The organism is Salegentibacter sediminis, assembly GCF_002078605.1.
GTDB classification, from domain to species: domain Bacteria; phylum Bacteroidota; class Bacteroidia; order Flavobacteriales; family Flavobacteriaceae; genus Salegentibacter; species Salegentibacter sediminis.
This window is the reverse complement of record NZ_MSJR01000001.1, coordinates 184,978-206,458: the sequence shown is the minus strand read 5'-3', so window position 1 is coordinate 206,458 and position 21,481 is coordinate 184,978. Positions and strand designations below refer to the sequence as shown.

General features: G+C 40.1%; 18 protein-coding genes and 1 tRNA gene. 14 read left to right on the top strand and 5 right to left on the bottom strand.

Annotation, left to right across the window (positions count from 1 at the left end; all coding sequences use genetic code 11):
- Positions 1-11: 11 nt before the first annotated feature.
- Entirely contained in the window at positions 12-1,265 is a 1,254-nt protein-coding gene (gene fabF / locus BUW93_RS00970; protein ID WP_081208300.1) for a beta-ketoacyl-ACP synthase II, read from the bottom strand.
- Positions 1,266-1,278: 13 nt separating this feature from the next.
- Entirely contained in the window at positions 1,279-1,515 is a 237-nt protein-coding gene (locus BUW93_RS00965; protein ID WP_013069791.1) for an acyl carrier protein, read from the bottom strand.
- A 147-nt stretch (positions 1,516-1,662) separates the two neighbouring features.
- Between BUW93_RS00965 and purN the strand changes: the two genes are divergently transcribed.
- The 4 genes from purN to BUW93_RS00945 all read left to right on the top strand — a co-directional run bounded on the left by purN (position 1,663) and on the right by BUW93_RS00945 (position 5,702).
- Positions 1,663-2,262: a phosphoribosylglycinamide formyltransferase gene (gene purN / locus BUW93_RS00960; protein ID WP_081208298.1), complete on the top strand. Its 600-nt coding sequence runs from the start codon at positions 1,663-1,665 to the stop codon at positions 2,260-2,262.
- Entirely contained in the window at positions 2,262-2,729 is a 468-nt protein-coding gene (gene rnhA, locus BUW93_RS00955; RefSeq protein ID WP_081208296.1) for a ribonuclease HI, read from the top strand. The genes purN and rnhA overlap by 1 nt, the downstream gene beginning before the upstream one ends.
- Positions 2,730-2,809: 80 nt before the next feature.
- Positions 2,810-3,733 carry a PfkB family carbohydrate kinase gene (locus BUW93_RS00950; RefSeq protein WP_081208294.1) on the top strand — a complete coding sequence of 308 codons (924 nt, stop codon included), beginning with the start codon at positions 2,810-2,812 and terminating at the stop codon, positions 3,731-3,733.
- A gap of 70 nt (positions 3,734-3,803) precedes the next feature.
- Positions 3,804-5,702, top strand: coding sequence for an amidophosphoribosyltransferase (locus BUW93_RS00945; RefSeq protein ID WP_081208292.1), 1,899 nt, complete (start codon positions 3,804-3,806; stop codon positions 5,700-5,702).
- A gap of 681 nt (positions 5,703-6,383) precedes the next feature.
- Here BUW93_RS00945 and BUW93_RS00940 read toward each other — a convergent pair.
- Complete coding sequence (locus tag BUW93_RS00940; protein ID WP_081208290.1) at positions 6,384-6,992, bottom strand: superoxide dismutase; 609 nt, start codon at positions 6,990-6,992, stop codon at positions 6,384-6,386.
- A gap of 178 nt (positions 6,993-7,170) precedes the next feature.
- Here BUW93_RS00940 and BUW93_RS00935 point away from each other — a divergent pair, with 178 nt between their 5' ends.
- The 5 genes from BUW93_RS00935 (at position 7,171) to BUW93_RS00915 (ending at position 16,849) form a co-directional block, all read left to right on the top strand.
- Complete coding sequence (locus BUW93_RS00935; protein WP_081208288.1) at positions 7,171-10,299, top strand: UvrD-helicase domain-containing protein; 3,129 nt, start codon at positions 7,171-7,173, stop codon at positions 10,297-10,299.
- A gap of 34 nt (positions 10,300-10,333) precedes the next feature.
- Positions 10,334-11,527, top strand: coding sequence for a glycine C-acetyltransferase (gene kbl / locus BUW93_RS00930; RefSeq protein WP_081208286.1), 1,194 nt, complete (start codon positions 10,334-10,336; stop codon positions 11,525-11,527).
- Positions 11,528-11,707: 180 nt separating this feature from the next.
- Positions 11,708-13,144: an OmpA family protein gene (locus BUW93_RS00925; RefSeq protein WP_081208284.1), complete on the top strand. Its 1,437-nt coding sequence runs from the start codon at positions 11,708-11,710 to the stop codon at positions 13,142-13,144.
- A gap of 62 nt (positions 13,145-13,206) precedes the next feature.
- Positions 13,207-15,963, top strand: a complete 2,757-nt coding sequence (locus BUW93_RS00920; RefSeq protein ID WP_081208283.1) for a PD-(D/E)XK nuclease family protein — start codon at positions 13,207-13,209, stop codon at positions 15,961-15,963.
- Entirely contained in the window at positions 15,950-16,849 is a 900-nt protein-coding gene (locus tag BUW93_RS00915; protein ID WP_081208281.1) for an alpha/beta hydrolase family protein, read from the top strand. The genes BUW93_RS00920 and BUW93_RS00915 overlap by 14 nt, the downstream gene beginning before the upstream one ends.
- 108 nt (positions 16,850-16,957) lie before the next feature.
- Here the strand turns inward: BUW93_RS00915 and BUW93_RS00910 are convergent.
- Positions 16,958-17,034: transfer RNA gene (locus tag BUW93_RS00910), tRNA-Ala, on the bottom strand.
- A 71-nt stretch (positions 17,035-17,105) separates the two neighbouring features.
- Here BUW93_RS00910 and BUW93_RS00905 point away from each other — a divergent pair.
- From BUW93_RS00905 to BUW93_RS00890, 4 genes are all read left to right on the top strand, one after another.
- Entirely contained in the window at positions 17,106-17,606 is a 501-nt protein-coding gene (locus BUW93_RS00905; RefSeq protein WP_081208280.1) for a GNAT family N-acetyltransferase, read from the top strand.
- A 66-nt stretch (positions 17,607-17,672) separates the two neighbouring features.
- Positions 17,673-19,001, top strand: coding sequence for an MATE family efflux transporter (locus BUW93_RS00900; RefSeq protein ID WP_081208279.1), 1,329 nt, complete (start codon positions 17,673-17,675; stop codon positions 18,999-19,001).
- Between the two features lie 57 nt (positions 19,002-19,058).
- Positions 19,059-19,826, top strand: a complete 768-nt coding sequence (locus tag BUW93_RS00895; protein WP_081208277.1) for an enoyl-CoA hydratase/isomerase family protein — start codon at positions 19,059-19,061, stop codon at positions 19,824-19,826.
- 45 nt (positions 19,827-19,871) lie between these two features.
- The gene (locus BUW93_RS00890; protein WP_081208276.1) at positions 19,872-20,060 is read left to right on the top strand and encodes a hypothetical protein; all 189 of its coding nucleotides are present in this window, start codon (positions 19,872-19,874) and stop codon (positions 20,058-20,060) included.
- 111 nt (positions 20,061-20,171) lie between these two features.
- Here the strand turns inward: BUW93_RS00890 and BUW93_RS00885 are convergent, their stop codons facing one another.
- On the bottom strand, positions 20,172-20,825 hold the full coding sequence (locus BUW93_RS00885; RefSeq protein WP_081209480.1) for a 2OG-Fe(II) oxygenase: 654 nt from the start codon (positions 20,823-20,825) through the stop codon (positions 20,172-20,174).
- 187 nt (positions 20,826-21,012) lie between these two features.
- Between BUW93_RS00885 and BUW93_RS00880 the strand changes: the two genes are divergently transcribed.
- A complete protein-coding gene (locus BUW93_RS00880; RefSeq protein WP_081208275.1) occupies positions 21,013-21,468 on the top strand; it encodes a 6-pyruvoyl trahydropterin synthase family protein in 456 nt (151 codons plus the stop codon).
- Positions 21,469-21,481 lie beyond the last annotated feature (13 nt).

Here is a 21,481-nt window from a genome sequence, read left to right as displayed (position 1 = left end):
TTTAGAAAATGTTACTCATCCAGTTTTTTAAAAATCACACAGGCATTATGGCCACCAAACCCAAAGGTGTTGCTCATAACCATCTTAACATCGCGTTTTTGAGCTTTATTAAGGGTTAGGTTTAATTCAGAATCAATATTTTCATCAGCATGCTCATGGTTAATTGTTGGAGGCACAATTCCGTATTTCATAGATAAGATTGCTGAGATAGCTTCTACGGCTCCTGCGGCTCCTAACAAATGCCCCGTCATTGATTTTGTTGAATTGATATTGATGGTTTTCGCGTGTTCGCCAAAAACCTTTCCGATGGCTTTAAGCTCGGCCACATCCCCCAGGGGAGTTGAAGTTCCGTGGGTATTTATCGCATCTATATCTTCAGGTTTTAGTCCGGCGTTTCTCAAACAGTTTTCCATAACCGCCACTACCCCGTTTCCTTCAGGGTGAGGAGCCGTCATATGATAAGCATCTGAAGAAAGACCGCCGCCTATAACTTCGGCATAAATTTTCGCCCCACGTGCTTTTGCATGTTCATATTCCTCCAGGATCAAGGCTCCAGATCCTTCGCCAAGCACGAAACCGTCCCTGGTAGCATCAAATGGTCTCGAAGCTGTTTCCGGACTTTCATTCCGGGTAGAAAGAGCGTGCATAGCGTTAAATCCTCCCATTCCTGCAATAGTAACCGCAGCTTCTGAACCCCCTGAAACAATCACATCACTATATCCCAGACGGATATTGTTTAAGGCATCGATCATGGCATTGGCTGCAGAAGCACAGGCAGAGACGGTGGTATAATTCGCACCCATAAACCCATGACGAATTGAGATATTACCCGGGGCAATATCTGCGATCATCTTAGGAATAAAGAAAGGATTAAATCTTGGAGAACCATCTCCCTGGGCGAAATTTATCATTTCGTTCTGAAAAGTTTCCAATCCGCCAATTCCGGCCCCCCATATTACACCAACCCGATACTTATCTACGGTATCCAGATCGATGCCGGAATCTTTAATAGCTTCATCTGAAGCTACAATGGCATACTGGGCAAACCTATCCAGCCTTCTCACTTCTTTTCTATCGAAGTAATCCAGCGGATTAAAGTTTTTGAGTTCGCAAGCGAATTTGGTTTTGAATTTTTCGGTATCGAAATAGGTTATGGGAGCACTCCCACTTTTTCCGTTCACCAAGCCATCCCAATATTCTTCAATATTGTTACCAATGGGGGTTAGGGCTCCAAGGCCCGTGACTACAACTCGCTTTAACTCCATATGGTCTATTGGTTTATTTTTTTGCGTCTTCAATATAAGAAATTGCCTGACCTACTGTGGCAATGTTCTCAGCCTGGTCATCAGGGATCTGGATATCGAATTCCTTCTCAAATTCCATGATCAATTCCACAGTGTCCAATGAATCAGCACCCAAGTCGTTGGTGAAGCTGGCTTCGTTTACAACTTCGTTCTCGTCAACACCTAACTTGTCAACGATAATCGCTTTTACTCTTGATGCAATGTCTGACATAATATTTTATTTTAATTTTGATTAGGTGGCAAAAATAAAAAACTTTATTTTAAAACCGATTTTTACTTTAAAAATGTGAATCTAATTTACATATTTTTCCCTGAAAGCCCTTAATTTTACACTTTATTAATTGTTAACAGCATCATTTTGGCCCTACACACAAACAGCTCCCTAAAGAAAATTGTGATTTTTGCTTCCGGGACCGGTACTAATGCCGAGAATATCATTAAATATTTTCAGGATTCCTCCTTGGCAAGGGTAGTTGCAGTATTTTCTAATCGAAAATCAGCCAAAGTCCTCAGGAAAGCTCACGATCTTGAAGTTAAAGCCTTGTATTTTGATCGTGATGCTCTGTATAAAAGCAATGAGGTTTTACACGTTTTGGAAGACATCAAACCAGATCTTATCGTCCTGGCCGGCTTCCTTTGGGTTTTTCCGAATAATATTTTAAAGAAATTTCCAGATAAGGTGATCAATATTCATCCTGCACTTTTACCCAATTACGGCGGAAAAGGCATGTATGGAGCAAAAGTCCACGAGACAGTAATCAATAATAAAGATAAAGAAAGCGGCATTAGCATCCATTTTGTAAATGAGAAATATGATGAAGGCGAAATTATTTTTCAAACAAAAACAATGGTTGATAAAAACGACACGCCCGATAGTCTTGCCGGAAAAATACATCAACTTGAATATAAACACTTTCCCGAAGTGATTGAACAACTCCTCCAAAAAAACAAACAATAGTGCATAAACCCCAGGTTTACATTTACACCGATGGTGCTGCTAGAGGAAACCCCGGCCCCGGAGGTTACGGAATTGTCATGGAATGGGTAGGTAAAGCTTACCGCAAAGAATTTTCAAAAGGTTATAAACACACTACCAATAACCGAATGGAGCTTCGGGCCGTTATTGAAGCGCTTAGGAAACTTAAACAACCGGGGTTGGAAGTAGTTGTTTTTACAGATTCGAAATATGTAGCCGATGCTGTAGAAAAAGGCTGGGTCTTCAACTGGGAGAAGAAGGCTTTTAAAGACCGTAAAAATTCTGATCTATGGATAGCTTTCCTAAAGGAATATAGAAAACACAAGGTGAGATTTAAATGGATAAAAGGCCACAATTCTCATCCGCAAAACGAACGTTGTGACAGCCTTGCGGTAGCCGCTTCCAAAGAGAAAAAACTACTTATAGATCAGGGATTTGAAGAAAATTAAAGCTTTCTCAAGCCATTTTTAATTTAGGTTTATCCCTTGAAAAACAAACTGTATATTTGCAGCACATTTTAAAACCCGTTATGAGTAAATTACTGATTGTAGGCACCGTAGCCTTTGATGCGATTGAAACCCCATTTGGAAAAACCGATAAAATTCTTGGAGGCGCAGGAACTTATATAGGCCTTTCGGCCTCGCAGTTTAATGTGGATAGTGCAGTGGTATCGGTGGTAGGCGATGATTTCCCTCAGAAATATCTGGACCTGCTTACCGGCAATAACATTAATATAGACGGAATTGAGATCGTTGAAGGTGGTAAAACCTTCTTCTGGAGCGGTCGTTATCATAATGATTTGAATACAAGGGACACTCTTGATACCCAATTAAATGTACTTGCCGATTTTAATCCGGTAGTGCCTTCAGCATACAAAGATGCCGATATCGTAATGCTTGGTAATTTACACCCTCTTGTTCAGCTAAGTGTTTTAGAGCAAATTGAAAGCCCTAAACTGGTAGTCCTGGACACTATGAATTTTTGGATGGATAACACCTGGGACGACCTGCTTAAAGTAATCGCTAAGGTGGATGTAATCACCATTAATGATGAAGAGGCTCGTCAGCTTTCAGGAGAACATTCTTTGGTTAAAGCCGCCAGAAAGATCAACCAGCTTGGGCCAGATTATGTAGTGATCAAAAAAGGGGAGCACGGAGCATTGTTGTTCCACGAAGAGGAGATATTTTTCGCCCCAGCGCTTCCGCTCGAAGAGGTTTTTGATCCCACGGGAGCCGGAGATACCTTCGCAGGTGGCTTTGCCGGATATTTGGCTAAAACTGAAGACATCTCTTTTGAAAATATGAAAAACGCCATTATTTACGGCTCTAACCTTGCTTCCTTCTGCGTAGAAAAATTCGGTACCGAAAGGATGCAGGAATTATCTCCGGCCGATGTTCAGGAAAGACTGGAAGAGTTTAAAAAACTCACTCAATTCGAAATTGAAATAAGTTAAATCATACAGCCCTGTAATTTCAGGGCTTTTTTTGTGACAAAATAAATACCCTAATCCAGGAACAACTATTATGAGTGATGCCATAAAACACGAATGCGGAATTGCCCAGGTACGCCTTTTAAAGCCGCTTGAATATTACAAGGAAAAGTACGGTACGGCTTTTTACGGAATAAATAAGATGTATTTATTAATGGAAAAGCAACACAACCGAGGCCAGGACGGCGCCGGTTTTGCCAGCATTAAATTAAATACAAAGCCGGGAGATAGGTATATAAGCCGGGTACGCTCTAATGCGGCACAGCCCATTCAGGATATTTTTGAGCAAATAAACGACCGGATCAACTTTGAGATCAAAGAGAACCCCGAATATGCCGATGATGTCGCTCTTCAGAAAAAAAATATACCATATATAGGAGAGGTTTACCTAGGACACGTACGTTATGGAACCTTCGGGAAGAACAGTATTGAAAATGTTCATCCTTTCCTTAGGCAGAATAACTGGATGCATCGTAATCTTATTGTAGCCGGGAATTTTAATATGACCAATGTAAACCAGCTTTTCAACAACCTGGTGGACCTGGGGCAGCATCCTAAGGAAAGAGCTGATACCGTTACGGTAATGGAAAAAATCGGGCATTTTCTTGATTCTGAAGTTCAGAAATTATATAAAAAATTAAAAAAGGAAGGTTTTTCCAAAGTAGAAGCTTCGCCTATAATTGCTGAAAAGCTTAATGTTGCAAAAATATTGAGAAAATCTTCCAAAAACTGGGATGGCGGTTATGCTATGGCAGGCTTACTGGGGCATGGCGATTCTTTTGTATTAAGAGATCCTTCAGGGATAAGACCGGCCTATTATTATAAAGATGAGGAAGTAGTGGTAGTGGCCTCTGAACGACCTGTAATTCAAACCGCTTTTAACGTAGATTACGAAGAAGTGAGGGAACTCGATCCCGGCCACGCTATTATTACCAAGAAGGACGGTACAGTTTCCATAAAGCAAATACTGGAACCACTGGAGCGAAAAGCCTGTTCTTTTGAACGCATTTATTTTTCCCGCGGAAGCGATGCCGAAATCTATAAAGAACGTAAAATGCTTGGGCGTTTATTAATGCCTGAGGTTCTGAAATCTATAAAGCACGACACCATAAATACTGTTTTTTCTTTTATTCCAAACACGGCTGAAACCTCCTTCTACGGGATGGTTGAAGCAGCCCAGGATGAATTGAACAAACAGAAAAACGAGGCTATCCTGGCCGAAAAAGAAAATCTTACCGATGCCAGGCTTCAGGAAATACTTGCCCATCGCCTTAGAACGGAAAAAATCGCGATTAAAGATGCCAAGCTTCGAACTTTTATTACCGAAGACAGCAGCCGTGATGATCTGGTTGCTCACGTTTATGACGTAACCTACGGAGTTGTAAAACCGGAAGACAGCTTGGTGATTATAGACGATAGTATTGTGAGGGGCACAACCCTGAAGAAAAGCATTATTACCATGCTGGATCGTTTAAATCCCAAACAAATTGTTGTTGTCTCTTCGGCCCCACAGATTCGTTACCCCGATTGTTACGGAATTGATATGGCCAGGCTGGAAGATCTCGTGGCTTTTCGGGCTGCCTTAGAATTGTTAAAAGATAACAACCAATACCAAATTGTTGAAGAGGTTTATGAAAAATGTAAGGAGCAGGTAGATTTGGAAGATCATGAGGTAAAAAACTTTGTAAAAGAAATCTATGAACCTTTCACCGATGAACAAATTTCAGATAAAATCGCTGAATTGATTAGTGAACCTACCATTAAGGCAAAGCTAAAAGTGATCTATCAATCTGTAGACAACCTGCATAAAGCCTGCCCCAAGAATCTGGGGGATTGGTATTTTACTGGAGATTACCCCACCTTTGGCGGAAACAGGGTAGTAAACAGGGCTTTCATCAACTTTTTTGAAGGAAATAAAGACAGAGCATACTAACAAATTAGCTGTTTATCAATTAATTATGCCTTTCGTCTAAAATATTTTTTTCCCGGGATTTTCCTGCATACATTGGTAAGACCATAACATAAGTAGGTTAAGTTCATGGTAGATTTGGGGCAAAAAAAGGTGGATGAAAAATCCGCCTTTTTTTATGCTTTTTAACCAGGGAATTTCCTGTTTATAAATGGGTATTGGCTGCATTAAAATATAAGTAATTTCCTACAAAACCTTTTCTGAAAAAGGATTTCAACAAATATTTAAGTGGTTGGGCTAAAAGTACTCGCTGGAAGTAAAAACTGTTTTATATTAGCTATACCATAACATAAGTAGGTTAAGTTCATGGTAGATTTGGGGCAAAAAAAGGTGGATGAAAAATCCGCCTTTTTTTATGTTCAATTTTACAGGTTTTGGAACAAAAAATAATCCCTCTCTTACATTACTTTTTCCAAAATACCTATTGACTAATTTTTTTGTATTTCATCTAAAAAGTTTTCCAGAGCTTTACTTTCTCCTTATCTTGGTAAGACCATAACATAAGTAGGTTAAGTTCATGGTAGATTTGGGGCAAAGAAAGGTGGATCTTAAAACGACCCACCTTTTTTTATTGCCTAAAATTCAATTAAAGATCATAAAAAAAGCCACCCAATGGGCGGCCTTTATATAATGAGCTACTATTATCTATTTTTCTTTTGCATATCTGCTAGCAACTTCTTTCCAGTTAATAACATTAAAGAAAGCATTAATATAATCTGGACGACGGTTTTGATAGTTTAAGTAATAAGCATGTTCCCAAACATCAAGACCAAGGATTGGAGTTCCCCCACAACCTTTTTCAGGCATTAGAGGATTATCCTGGTTTGCAGTAGAGCAAATCTCAACTTTCCCTCCAGGATGAACACACAACCAAGCCCAACCAGAGCCAAACTGGCCAGCCGCTGCCTTAGAGAATTCATCTTTAAAAGCTTCAAAAGAACCAAAAGCAGAATCTATAGCAGAAGCAAGTTCACCTTCGGGTTTCCCGCCTCCATCAGGAGACATGATCTCCCAGAATAAACTATGGTTGTAGAAACCACCACCATTATTTCTAATGGCTGTTTTAGACATATCCAGGTTTTTAAGGATATTCTCTATAGTTTTTCCTTCAAGGTCGGTGCCTTTTATAGCGTCGTTAAGTTTATTTGTGTAACCTGCATGGTGCTTCCCATGGTGAATTTCCATAGTCCTGGCATCTATATGAGGTTCTAATGCATCAAATGCATACTTTAGTTTCGGTAATTCGAAAGCCATAGTTTATATGTTTTTTTGTGATTAGTATTAAATTCTCTCAAATTTAAGTATTAAGAGATGTACTAAAAATAATTTTCTGTTATAAAATACTTAAAAGCATAGGCGTATTGGCAAACAATTTTATTTTATCTTTAAGTTTCTGTCCTTAACTGAAATTTCATCTAAACTAAGCTGATTTTTGAAACATTCCTTCAATATTTATAATGCTTCTGCGGGTTCGGGAAAAACTTTTACGCTGGTGAAAGAATACCTAATTCTCCTCATCAACTCTTCCCGCCCCGATGCATATAAAAATATCCTGGCCATCACTTTTACCAATAAGGCGGTAGAAGAGATGAAAACCAGAATCATCTCAAGCCTTCATAATTTTTCAAAAACGCCGGTGCCAGAAGATTCTTTTAATCTCTTTAATGCCGTAAAGCAGGCAACGGGTTTCCCGGGAGAAGAAATTCAGCTTAAATCTGCCAGAATACTTAAAAATATCATTCATAATTATTCGGCTTTTGAGATCTCTACTATAGACGGCTTCACCCAGCGCATTCTCCGAAGTTTTGCCAAAGATCTGGGTCTATCGGTTAATTTTGAAGTCTCACTAAATACAGAACAAATTCTACTTGAAGCCGTGGAAGCTTTAATTGCCCAGGCCGGTACAGATAAAGCTCTTACCAAAATTCTTAAAGAATTTGCTCTGAGTAAAACCGATGATGAAAAAAGTTGGGATATAACGGCCGATCTTTTTGAAATTTCAAAGTTACTTACCAATGAAAATAATCACCTGCCACTTAGCAAATTAAAAGGCAAAAGCCTGGAAGATTTTGAGAAGTTTTCAAAAAAATTAAAAGCCGAAAAAGAAAGCACCAAAAATATTATAAAAAGCTCTGTAGAAATTTTCTTCGGAATAATGCAGGATCACAACCTGGAGTTTTCAGATTTCACTGGCTCATATTTACCTAAACATTTTAAGAAATTAGAAGAGGGTAAAACCCCTAATTTCTCTACTAAATGGATTCAGACTCTGGAAACCGCTCCTTTATATAAAAAAGACCAAAACGAGCACAAAAAATCCTTATTAGACAGCCTGCAGCCGCAGTTTTGTGAGCTTTTTAGAGCTTCAGAAAAAGCCATCTATCATGTTGAATTTCTCACTGAAATAGAAAAAAGACTGGTGCAACTTTCACTTTTAAATGCCATAAATCAACAGGTTGAAATCATAAAAAAAGAACGAAACCTTCTCCTTATTTCAGAATTCAACCCAATGATTAGCGCCCAGGTAAAAGACCAACCGGCCCCTTTTATTTATGAGAAACTCGGGGAACGCTACCAGAATTATTTTATTGATGAATTCCAGGACACCTCCAAAATGCAATGGGAAAACCTCCAACCCCTGGTGGAACACAGCCTCTCGGGAGAACCAAAAGAGGGGGAACCGGCGGGCCTTATGCTGGTTGGTGATGCCAAACAAAGTATCTATCGCTGGCGCGGAGGAAAAGCCGAACAATTTATAGACCTTTATAACCTCCAGGCAAAACCTTTTAGTATAGATCAAAAAGTAGAAGATCTTCCCGACAATTACCGAAGTGCAGGGGAGATAGTAAACTTCAACAATAATCTTTTTCAATTCGCTTCGGCCTCCCTGCGACATCCCAGTTACAGTGAACTTTTTGAAAACAGCGCGCAAACCCCCAAAAAAGAAAATAACGGCTACGTAGATATTTCATTTATAGAAGCAAATACCAGCGCAGAAGAATTTGAAATCTATCCTGAAAAAGTTCTGGAAATAATACAGGACCTCGATGAGAAAGCCTTTTCAAGAGGTGATATTTGTATTTTAACCCGAAGAAAAAAAGAAGGTATAGCTATAGCAAGTTACCTTAGTGAACAGGGTATTCCTGTTGTATCTTCAGAAACACTTTTGGTGGCCAATTCCCCTGCCGTGAATTTCATAGTAAATCTTCTTGCTTTTTCCATTAACCCAAAAGACGATAATATAAAGCTCGAAATATTTAGTTTTCTTCAGGAAAAACTCCAGCTTGAAGCTTCACATCAAATCATAAGTGAGAACCTGAGGTATAATGAGGATGCTTTCTTTCATTGGCTGAGGGAATATGATATAGATTTTAGTCTGGAAGCCCTAAAAAATCTCTCTTTATATGAATCTGGGGAATACATCATAAGAAGTTTTTCCCTTGTCGAAACCTCCGATGCTTATATCCAGTTTTTTCTGGATTATATTTTTGAAACCACCCAGAAATCGGTTACCGGCATAGCCGATTTCCTCGATCTTTGGGAACAGAAGAAAGAAAAACTCAGTATCGCCGTCCCGGAAGAGGATAATGCCGTTAAAATCATGACCATTCATTCTTCTAAAGGTCTGGAATTTCCAATTGTGATCTATCCTTTTGCCAATTCAGGTTTTCAGGACACCCGAATGGACTCCTTGTGGTTGGATCTGCCCGAAGCTCTCGGGGAAATTCCTGTAAGTTATATGAGTGCTTCAAAAAAAATGCTCAATTGGGGAGATAAAGCCTCCGAAGTTTATCAGGAACTTCTTGATCAAAAGGAACTCGACACCTTAAATGTTCTATATGTAGCCTGCACAAGAGCTTCAGCACAACTTTATATTTTGTCAAAATTAGAGATTGACAAAAAAGGGAATGAAAATCCGGCAAAAATTTCAGGATTATTGATCGGATTTCTAAAGAATATGGGGAAATGGGTTGATGGCCAGCTTCAGTATAGTTTTGGAAAACTTCCGCAGCCTAGGCCAGGAGAAAGAGGTTCTAACAGCCAGGTTCAGGAACATTTTTATTCTACACCAACTCAAAACCAGGCAGTACATATTGTGACCAGATCGGGTGCGTTATGGGATACAAAACAAGAAGAAGCCATAGAAAAAGGGGAGATAATTCATGACATCCTGGCCAACATCAACACCCGCGAAGATTCGACCCTTGCGCTGGAGCAAGCCGTATTGGATGGCACTATAGCCTCGGAAGCCCTTCCGCAGATCTCCAAAGTGATAGAATCTATAATAATGCATCCGCAATTAATAGAGTTCTTCTCACCAGATGCTTCTAATCTAAATGAACGGGATATTCTCATAGATGGTGGAAAAAGACTTCGGCCAGACAGGCTTAATTTTAAAGAAAATGAAGTAAGTATACTGGATTATAAAACCGGGAATTATAAAAATTCCCACGCTTTACAAATAAACAGGTATGCAGAAACCCTGCAAAATATGGGTTTTAAACCAGGCAGGAAAATCCTGGTATATATAAACAAGGAGTTAAGCCTTGAATTTGTCTAAAAAAGATGTGTAATTTTGTGAAAAATAGAATAAAATGTACGGAAAAATAAAAGATCATCTCGAAAAGGAACTTCAGGAGATTAAAGATAACGGGTTATTTAAAAAAGAAAGAATTATCACCAGTCCTCAGGATGCTGTGATTAAAATTTCTACCGGGCAGGAGGTAATAAACTTCTGCGCGAATAATTACCTGGGGCTATCTTCGCATCCAGAGGTAATCCAGGCGGCAAAAGACACCCTTGACTCGCGTGGGTTTGGCATGTCCAGCGTAAGATTTATTTGTGGCACCCAGGATATCCATAAGGAATTGGAGAAAAAGATCGCTGATTTCTACGGAACCGAGGACACGATATTATATGCGGCTGCTTTTGATGCCAATGGCGGAATCTTTGAACCTTTATTTACTGCTGAAGACGCCATAATTTCAGATTCTCTAAATCACGCTTCTATTATAGATGGAGTAAGGTTATGTAAAGCGGCGCGCTATCGTTATCAAAATGGTGATATGGAAGACCTGGAGAAGCAACTTATTGCCGCCAATGAAAAAGATGCCCGCTTTAAGATTATCGTTACCGATGGGGTCTTCTCCATGGACGGTTTGGTAGCACCGCTGGATAAGATTTGTGACCTTGCCGATAAATATGATGCTTTGGTTATGATAGACGAATGCCACGCTACAGGCTTCATAGGGGAAAACGGAATTGGTACCCTGGAAGAAAAAAATGTTATGGATCGGGTAGATATCATCACCGGAACCCTGGGTAAGGCTCTAGGTGGAGCTATGGGTGGTTATACCACCGCTAAAAAGGAAATCATAGAAATGCTAAGGCAGCGTTCCCGCCCTTATCTATTTTCAAATTCCCTGGCTCCTGCAATTGTAGGCGCCTCCATCAAGGTCTTTGATATGCTAAAAACCGATTCCTCTCTCAGGAATAAATTAAAGGAAAACACCAAGTACTTTAAAAAAGGAATTAAGGAAGCCGGGTTCGATATTATAGATGGAGATGCTGCCATAGTACCAGTGATGCTCTATGATGCTCAATTATCGCAAACCATGGCCGATAAACTTCTGGAAGAAGGAATTTATGTAATTGGCTTTTTCTTTCCTGTTGTACCAAAAGGTAAAGCCCGAATTCGTGTACAGCTTTCTGCCGCCCATGAAAAAGAACATTTAGACAAGGCCATTGAGGCTTTCACCAAAGTAGGGAAAGAATTGGGAGTGATCTAATTAACTCCATATTTATGTGTTAATATGTTGCCAAAAACTGCCGATATTTCGAAAAAAAAGCTCTGAAAAACGGCGCTAGACAAGGGTTTATTAAGAAAACTTTATTATTATACGCTTTGTTAATAGCCAATTTGCATCTACTTTTGTTAACAATTAACACTTAAAACTAAACAATTGAATATGAAACATCTTAGCAAATTTTTAATGGCTGCTTTGTTGGTATTTGGGTTTACTTCAGTAAATGCTCAGGACGCCAACAATCCCTGGTCCATTGGTATTCAAACCAATGCGGTAGATTTCTATCCTTCTGGTGAAGATGCTCCACTTGGAGGAACCTTCGAAGATTATTTTAATGTAGGAGACCACTGGAATATTATTCCCGCCGTATCAAGAATTTCTGTAGGACGCTACATCGGTGGCGGCTTTGTTTTTGACCTTGCAGGCTCTATCAATCAAATTGATCAATACGGGGATATGGGAGTTAGCAATCTTTCTTACTACTCACTTGACGGTACCTTCAACTACAGCCTTCGTGCAATGTTAAACGATGGTTGGTTTGACCCTGTTCTCGGTATTGGAGGTGGTTACACCCGTATTGGCGATTCAGGAGATCTTCCAATCACAGATATGAGCGCTGCTACCCTAAACGGTAAATTAGGAATTAACTTCTGGTTTAGCGATAACGTAGCCTTAACTGTTGAGTCTAATTACAAGCACGTATTCGACCCGGAAATGGCTACACACTTTCAACATGCAGCAGGTGTGAAATTTATGTTTGGCGGTACCGACTCTGATGGTGACGGTATCTACGACAAAGATGACGAATGTCCTGAAACTCCAGGTCTTCAAGAATTCAATGGATGTCCTGACACCGATGGTGACGGGATTGAAGACAGAAGAGATGCCTGTCCTGATGTAGCTGGTCTTCCTGAGTTTGACGGATGTCCTGATACCGATGGTGACGGAATCCCAGATCCAGAAGATGACTGTCCAGAAGTAGCTGGTCTTGCCGATCTTAACGGATGTCCTGATGCTGATGGTGACGGTGTTGCCGATCCAGATGATGACTGTCCAGAAGAAGCTGGTCCAGCTGAAAACAATGGATGTCCTTTCGAAGATCGTGACAACGATGGAGTTCTTGACAAAGACGATGAATGTCCAGACACAGCCGGAACAGTAGAAAACGACGGATGTCCAGAACCGGACGTTGAAGTTATTTCTGAATTGAATGAGTATTCTAAAACAGTACTTTTCGACCTGAACAAAGCAACTATCCGTTCAGATTCTGAAGAAGCTCTTCAATCTATTGCCGACATCATGGAAGAGTATCCAAATACTGTTTTCCACGTTGAAGGTCACACAGATAGTACCGGAAGCGATCAGTATAACCTGCAACTTTCTAAAGAGCGTGCAGCATCAGTTAAAGACTGGTTACAAAACGCCGGAATTCCAGCCAACAGATTAACTTCTGAAGGTTACGGTGAATCGAGACCAATCGCTACTAACAATACTGCTGCCGGAAGACAGGATAACAGACGTGTTGAGATTTCTTTGGATAAAGACAAGGAAATGAAGGACAAAGAAACTGAAACTGATTCTACTGATATAGATGAATAGAAAAGTTTAAAACTTTATTTGAAAACGCCCCGATTAATCGGGGCGTTTTTTATTTTTATAAAATGATTTCTTTTATATCCCAGGTCCTTCAAAAGCTCTTAGAATCAGAAGAGAACATTTCAGAAACTATTTTTATCCTCCCCTCGAAAAGAGCCGGGAGTTTTTTACTGAATGAACTATCCAAATTAAATCAAAATTACCTTTTTGCCCCCAGGATATATAGCATTGAAGAATTTGCACAAATTATCTCAGGACTCCAGCCTATAGACAATACCATAAGCCTTTTTGAGTTCTACGAAGTTTACCGAACGCTCACCCCTGAAGCGCAGCGGGAAGACTTTGAAGCCTTTACTACCTGGGCCCAAACCCTCGTTCATGATTTTAATGAACTAGACCGATACCTTATAGATCATAAAAGCTTTTTCAATTACCTCTCAGGAATTCAGGATATAAACCATTGGTACCTGCAGAAGGAAAAAACTGACCTAATTGAAAATTACCTCAAGTTCTGGCAACAACTTCCGGAATTTTATGAACATCTTAAAGAAAGCCTCCTCAGTAGAAATTTGGGGTACCAGGGTTTAATTTACAGGGAAGCCTCAGCCAACATTAAGCATTATGTTTCCACGGTTTCGCAAAAACATGTTTTTATTGGTTTTAATGCGCTAAACAAGGCCGAGCAGGAAATCATACAGTATCTTTTGGAGGCACAAAAGGCAGAAATTCACTGGGATTTGGATGATGTTTTTCTGCAGGACAAAGAGCATTCTGCTTCCGTCTTCATCAATCATTATCTCAAAGAATGGCCGGTTTATAAGGATGGAAATTTTACTCGGGGAGTAGATGAGTACCGCAAGGAGAAGGAAATCGAATTAATTGGGGTGCCTAAAAATATTGGACAGGCAAAATACCTGGGAGAACTGCTTTCCGGCCTGGAGCAACAACAGCTGGAAAATACTGCCGTGGTGCTGGGCGAAGAAGACCTGCTCCTACCTGTCTTAAACAGTTTACCACCAAACATCCAGGACCTTAATATTACTATGGGGTTTCCACTTAAAAATGCTCCACTGAGTTCCCTGTTCGAAAAGATTTTCCATATTCATCTCAATGCTACTTCAGGATTCTATTATAAAGATGTGCTCTCTATAATAAATCATCCCGCCTTGCATAGCCTTCTGAAACCTGCCGCCGATGATTTTTCGATCAGAATCAAAAAGGAGAACTCGGTATATATCCCCTCTGAAGAAATCATTAACAATTTCCCTGAAGTTAACCAACAGATAATCAAAGCTTGTTTTGGGGAGGTAAACAATAAACCAGAAAGACTCCTCGCTAATTTGCACATCCTCATTCGGGAGATCAGGGATTTCTACAGAAAACAAGAAAACAGGCTTGGGCTGGAATTTTTGTATCAATTCCATGTCCTTTTCAATAAGCTTGAAAACCTCAACACTACATATCCCCACATAAAAAGTTTAAAAACTCTTCAAGGTTTTTACCAGGAAATTATGACCACTCAAAACCTGGATTTTCAGGGGAAACCCTTTAAGGGGCTCCAGCTTATGGGGATGTTGGAATCCCGGGCGCTCGATTTTGAAACCGTGATTATCACTTCTGTCAACGAGGGGATCTTACCTTCGGGAAAATCAAACAATTCCTTTTTACCCTATGATCTAAAAAAGGCATATAACCTACCTACTTACAGTGAAAAGAATGCGGTTTACACTTATCATTTCTACCGACTACTCCAAAGAGCAAAAAAGGTTTATTTGCTATACAATACTGAACCAGACGGGATGAATACCGGCGAGAAAAGCCGCTTTATCACGCAATTAGAGGTAGAAAAACATCCTAAGCATAGACTGGTCAAAAAACTGATAAGCCCAAAGGTACCCCCGCTTACTACCGGCTTGAAAGAGGTGAAAAAAACACCCGAAATTATGGCAAAGCTCAAAGAGCTTGCTGCCTCAGGGTTTTCACCTTCGGCGCTTACCACTTACATCAGGAACCCTATAGATTTTTATCACCGCTATGTACTTGGGGTTAGAGACAGTGAGAATGTAGAAGAAACCGTCGCTTATAATACTCTTGGTACGGTTATTCACGATAGCCTGGAAACATTTTATAAAGACTTTGAAGGAAAAACCCTAAGCGAAAATGATATCCTTCAGTTTAAAAAACGCATTCCAGAGGAGATCAGCCTTCAGTTTAAAAAAACCTACACCTCGGCTCCTATGAACCGTGGAAAAAACCTCCTGATTTTTGAAGTGGCCAAACGCTACTTACAAAATTTCCTCCAGCAGGAATTAAACCGAATAAAAAACGGTGAGGAGGTTAGAATAGTGATGGTCGAGAAGAACCTTAAAACTCAAATTAAGATAGAATCTCTGGATTTCCCGGTTTTTATAAGAGGCAAAGTAGACCGGCTTGAAAATACTAACGGTATTACCAGAATTATTGATTATAAAACTGGCAAGGTACAACAGGCTCAACTTAAAATTGTAGATTGGGAACTACTGGCCACAGATTATGATAAGTACAGCAAAAGTTTTCAGGTACTTACCTATGCCAGCCTTATTAAAAACAGTCTGGATCTAAGTCCGCCGGTGGAGGCAGGAGTGATCTCGTTTAAAAATCTGCAGAACGGATTTTTAAAGTTTACCAAAAACGAAAAGCCGAATCAAAAAGGGGGAGGAAAAACCGACCTTGATCCTGAAATAATGAATGCTTTTCAGACCGAATTAAAGAAATTAATTGCCGAAATTTGTGATCCTAATACGGCATTTATCGAAAAAGAAATTAAAAATGGAAATTACTAAAGAAACCAACCTTCAAATAGAAGGAAAACACAATAAACCAATACTCGCAGACCTTTATTTTAATACTGATGACAAACCAAAGCCTGTCATCATATTTTCCCACGGATACAAAGGATTTAAGGACTGGGGTGCCTGGGAGAAAATGGCCGAATTCTATGCCGAAAAGGGTTATTTCTTCGTGAAATTCAACTTTAGTCATAACGGGACCTCTCCCGAAAATCTAACTGAATTCCCTAACATTGAAGCTTTCGGCGATAATAATTATACCAAAGAACTGGATGACCTACAATCGGTTATAGACTGGATTTTATTACCTAATTTTCCTCATCTTGCCCAGGTAGATCCTTCCAACATAAGTCTTATTGGTCATTCCAGGGGTGGAGGAATAACCGTTATAAAGGCTGCTGAAGAAAAAAGAGTCACCAAGCTAATAACCTTAGCCGCAGTAAGTGATTTTGCATCAAGATTTCCTAAAGGAAAAGAACTGGAGGCCTGGGAGAAAAAAGGGGTGCGATATATCACCAATACCCGCACCAAACAACAGCTACCTCATCACTACCAGTTTTATCGGAATTTCAGGGAGAACAAAGAAAGACTTAATATTCAGAAAGCAGCTAAAAAGCTGGAAATCCCTCATTTCATTGCTCACGGTAGTAATGATACCAGTGTTTCCATTGCCGATGCAGGAAATCTTTTTGAATGGAGTCCCGCCTCAAAATTACTGCTGGTAGAAGGCGCCGACCACACCTTTGGAATCTCACATCCCTGGAAGAAGGATGAATTAACCCGGGAATTTCAGCACGTTTTGAATCAAAGTCTTGATTTTCTTCATGCCGATGCCCAGGAACTTTTTGATGAGTATCTGGACCTTGACGAAAATGATTAATTTTCCTTCGGAAGAAAATAAATTCTACACCACCCTATTCGGGTGGTTTTTTTATATTGAAAAAGAAAAGGCCCCGAAATAAAAAACCACCGCGGAAACGGTGGTTTTTGGTGGAGAATATCGGAGTCGAACCGATGACCTTTTGGCTGCCAGCCAAACGCTCTAGCCAGCTGAGCTAATCCCCCATAACTGAAGGGCAAATGTAATAATAATTTTCTTTTTAATTAAAATGCTTTTATAATTTTCTGAATAAAAAATGATTAACACGGCCAAACTCTCCGATCTGCAGGAAATTAAGAAACTCACCGAAGCTTGTGCCGCAGCACTCCAGCAACAGGGTATTCATCAATGGAACGAGAACTACCCATCCCGGGACCAACTGCGCGCAGATATTGAAAATGAAGACTTATATATATACCAACGAAACAACCAGATCATCGGAATCGTAATGCTTTGTACCAGAGAAGATGAAGTCTATAAACCTGTAAATTGGATCACCAAAACCACAAGACATCTGTATGTGCACCGGTTGGCTATACTGCCGGAACATTGGGGAAAGGGTTTTGCCCAACAGCTAATGGATTTTGCCGAAGATTTTGCCCGCAAAAGAGATTGCGTTTCGGTGCGACTGGACACCTTCAGTCAAAACCAAAGAAATCAGCGGTTTTATGAAGCCAGAGGTTACCGGAAACTGGAAGATATTTATTTTCCGCAGAAAAGTAAACACCCGTTTCACTGTTATGAACTGGTTCTATAGCTTCAGAATTTTTTTCCGGAGAATATCTTTCTGAATTAACAGTCCTAATTTTCTAATTTTGCGAACTTGGAAGCACCTGTAAGTTTTAAAAATATAAACCGTATTGCCATTCCCGCAATTATCGCAGGAATTGCCGAGCCCCTCATTTCCCTAACCGACATCGCGGTAATTGGAAATGTAGAGAACAATCCTGTAGAGGCATTGGCTGCAGCAGGGATCGTGGGCTCCTTCCTTTCGGCTATTATTTGGATCGTTGCCCAAACCAAAACCGCAATTTCGGCCATCGTTTCTCAACACCTGGGTGCCAACCGGCTGCACGCGGTGAAAACCCTCATTCCACAGGCAATTTATTTCAATTTTGCCTTTAGCCTGGTTATCTATTTCACCACTGCCTTTTTTGCTGAAGCCATCTTCAGCGCCTATAATGCCGAAGGACTCATCCTGAATTATTCTGAAGAATACTATCAAATTCGAGCATTAGGTTATCCACTCACCCTGGTCACCTTCGCTATTTTTGGAGTTTTTCGAGGGCTTCAAAATACTTTGTGGGCTATGAAATGTAGCCTCGCGGGGGCTGCAGTGAATGTAGGATTAGATTTCCTTTTAGTATATGGAATTGACGACCTTATCCCGGCGATGCATCTAAAAGGTGCGGCATACGCCAGCCTTGCTGCCCAGGCTACAATGTTGATTATGGCTTTATGGTTTTTCTTCAAAAAAACACCTTTTCATCTAAAGTTGAGTTTTAATATCAATCCCCGGCTTAAAGGCTTGCTTTTAATGGCGGCCAATCTTTTTGTGCGCACCGGAGCTCTTAATTTTGCGATCTACCTTGCCAATGCCTATGCCACCGATTATGGGAAAAATTATATCGCCGCACAAAGTATCCTGATGAATATCTGGTTATTCTTTAGTTTCTTCATCGATGGCTATGCCAATGCCGGGAACGCAATAGGCGGAAAATTACTGGGTGCCCGCGATTATAAAAATCTTTGGGAACTCAGCAAAAAGATCAGTAAATACTCCATTCTAATCGCTCTAATCCTGATGGGCATCTGTGCCCTGTTTTATAACGAAATAGGTCTCGTTTTTAATAAGGAGGCTGCAGTATTGGCCCTGTTCTCTTCAGTATTCTGGATCGTATTGCTCATGCAGCCTATAAATGCCATCGCTTTTATGTTTGACGGAATTTTTAAAGGGCTGGGCGAAGCCAAATACCTTCGCAATTTATTACTGGTGGCTACCTTCCTGGGATTCACGCCTACTCTATTAATTTCAGACTACTTCGGTTTGCAACTTTACGGGATTTGGATCGCGTTTTTTGTATGGATGCTTATTCGAAGTAGTGCCCTGGTGATCAAATTCCGAAGAAAATACCTGCATAAAGAAGTGTGAAGATTTCGTTTGTTCCCGCTTAATATTTTAAATTTGAGGGAAATCAATCGAAAAATTATGACCAATACTTCAGAAAACGGAAGTTTATATACCAAAATCGAAAACGGAATTGCCCATTTGGAATTCGGGCACCCTGCAAGTAACTCTTTTCCATCAACCCTTTTAGAACGTCTGGAAAAGGAATTTCAGAAGCTCTCTGATGACGAAAATGTAAATGTAATTCTTTTAAAATCGGAAGGTGAGAAAGCTTTTTGCGCTGGCGCCTCTTTCGATGAACTTGTGGCAATTGAGACGATGCAGACCGGGAAATTATTTTTCTCTGGTTTCGCCAATGTGATCAATGCGATGCGGAAATGCAAAAAATTAATTATTGGGCGTGTTCAGGGCAAGACTGTGGGCGGCGGCGTAGGACTCGTGGCTGCTTGTGACTACGCGCTGGCTACTGAGGCTGCTGCAATTAAACTTTCTGAATTAAGCATAGGGATTGGTCCCTTTGTGATCGCTCCGGCGGTAGAACGTAAAATGGGGGTAGATGCCCTGGCCGAACTTAGTCTCGCGGCCCACGAATGGAAAAACGCTTACTGGGCAAAGGAAAAAGGCCTCTACGCCAGGGTTTTTGAATCGATAAAAGACCTCGATAAGGAGATGGAGCTTTTCACAGAAAAACTCGCCTCCTATAATCCTGAAGCTTTATTGGAGATGAAACAAATCTTATGGAAAGACACGTCTCACTGGGAAGAATTATTATCAGAAAGGGCGGCTATTTCGGGAGAGTTGGTGTTATCTGAGTTCACAAAAAATGCCCTGGCGAAATTCAAAAAATAAGCCGATATCCCTGAATATTCAGTATATTAATGAAAATTGAAGATTATGAGCCTATTTCAGGAACATCTGCCAAAAGACCGGCCGGCAACTCGGGAAGAGGAATGGGGATTCACCCTTTGGGAATTCATCGCCGACAACTGGCTTTATCTGATTGCCATCCTGCTAATCCTTGGTATTTTCTTGTATGCTCGTATAAGCTGGAGAAAACGCCAGAATAGAAGAAAGCAAAACTAATGAGCGAAGACACCTGGGAAATATTCAGTTTTCTAAGCGGAATGGGCTTCTGGCTAATTCTTGCTGTAATTTTGATTGTTGTAGTAATTTACAGCAGGTATAAAAAATAAGTTAGCGCGTCTTCAGCCATCCGGTAATACTCAATCTTGTAGTATTTACGGGTTTCACCTCATGTTCTAACACCTGGCTTTCAAAAATGACCACTCTACCCGGCAACGGAAAAATCGATTTTGCCACTTCTTTGCCATTTTCTTCTGTATAAATAACCAATTCCCCGCCGTTTTCCGGTTTCCAATCCTCATCATTTAAATAACAAACCAAAGAAAGTTTCCTCCTGCCATCATTTTGAAAAGTGTCCAGATGGCGTTTGTAGAATGTCCCTTCAGGATAAAGGGCATAATGAAATTCTTTGGTAAGGATCCCGAGGAAACAAGTCTTATTTAGATAATTTACAAACGAATTAATCTTATTGAAAAAATAATTTTCTGCCAAACCAGCCTCGGCTTCGTTAAGCCAGAGGATAAAATCCCCCCTCACCGATTTAGCAATCACTTCGTTAACCTTACTACCAATTGCCGCCTTTTTGAATTCGTCCTCCTTAAATTTTTGTTTCAGAGAATCACGCAGAGCGGCAACCTCTTCAGCATTAAAAAAGTTATCGGCAATACAGTATTGTTTGTCTACAAGTTCTGCTATTATTTCCTCGTAATAAGGGTTTTCCTTAAATTCAAGTTGTTCAAAAAGTTGGATGTCGGTGTTTTCCATAGTACACAAATTTTGCAAATATACTCCGGAAACAGAATTATTTGCATAAACTTTTTCAAAACAAAAAGGCATACAGAGAAAAATAATTTTTAAAAGTGAGGATAGGCCTTTTAGTTTTTAAATCTCGATTATCGAGGAAAAAATTCAGGCACCAAAAATCCTGTATCTTTGCCCAAAATTTACTTCTATGAGTAAGATACGTATTACAAAACAATTTAATTTTGAAACCGGTCACGCCCTTTATGGATACGACGGGAAATGCCGAAACGTGCACGGCCATAGCTATAAACTCAATGTAACCGTGATTGGAGAGCCCATCACTGATCAATCTGATGTGAAATTTGGAATGGTGATAGATTTTGGCGACCTAAAAAAGATCGTAAAATCTGAGATCGTCGATAAATTTGATCACGCCACTGTATTCAATAAAAACACCCCACATATCGAACTGGCGCAGGAACTCAAAAATCGTGATCACCATGTAATCCTGGTTGATTACCAACCCACTAGCGAAAATATGGTAATAGATTTTGCTAAAAAGATCAAAAAACACCTTCCGGGGCATATACAGCTTCATTCTTTAAAACTTCAGGAAACTGAATCAAGTTTTGCCGAGTGGTATGCTAGCGATCAAATAGGTTAGTTCCCCAGGGGGA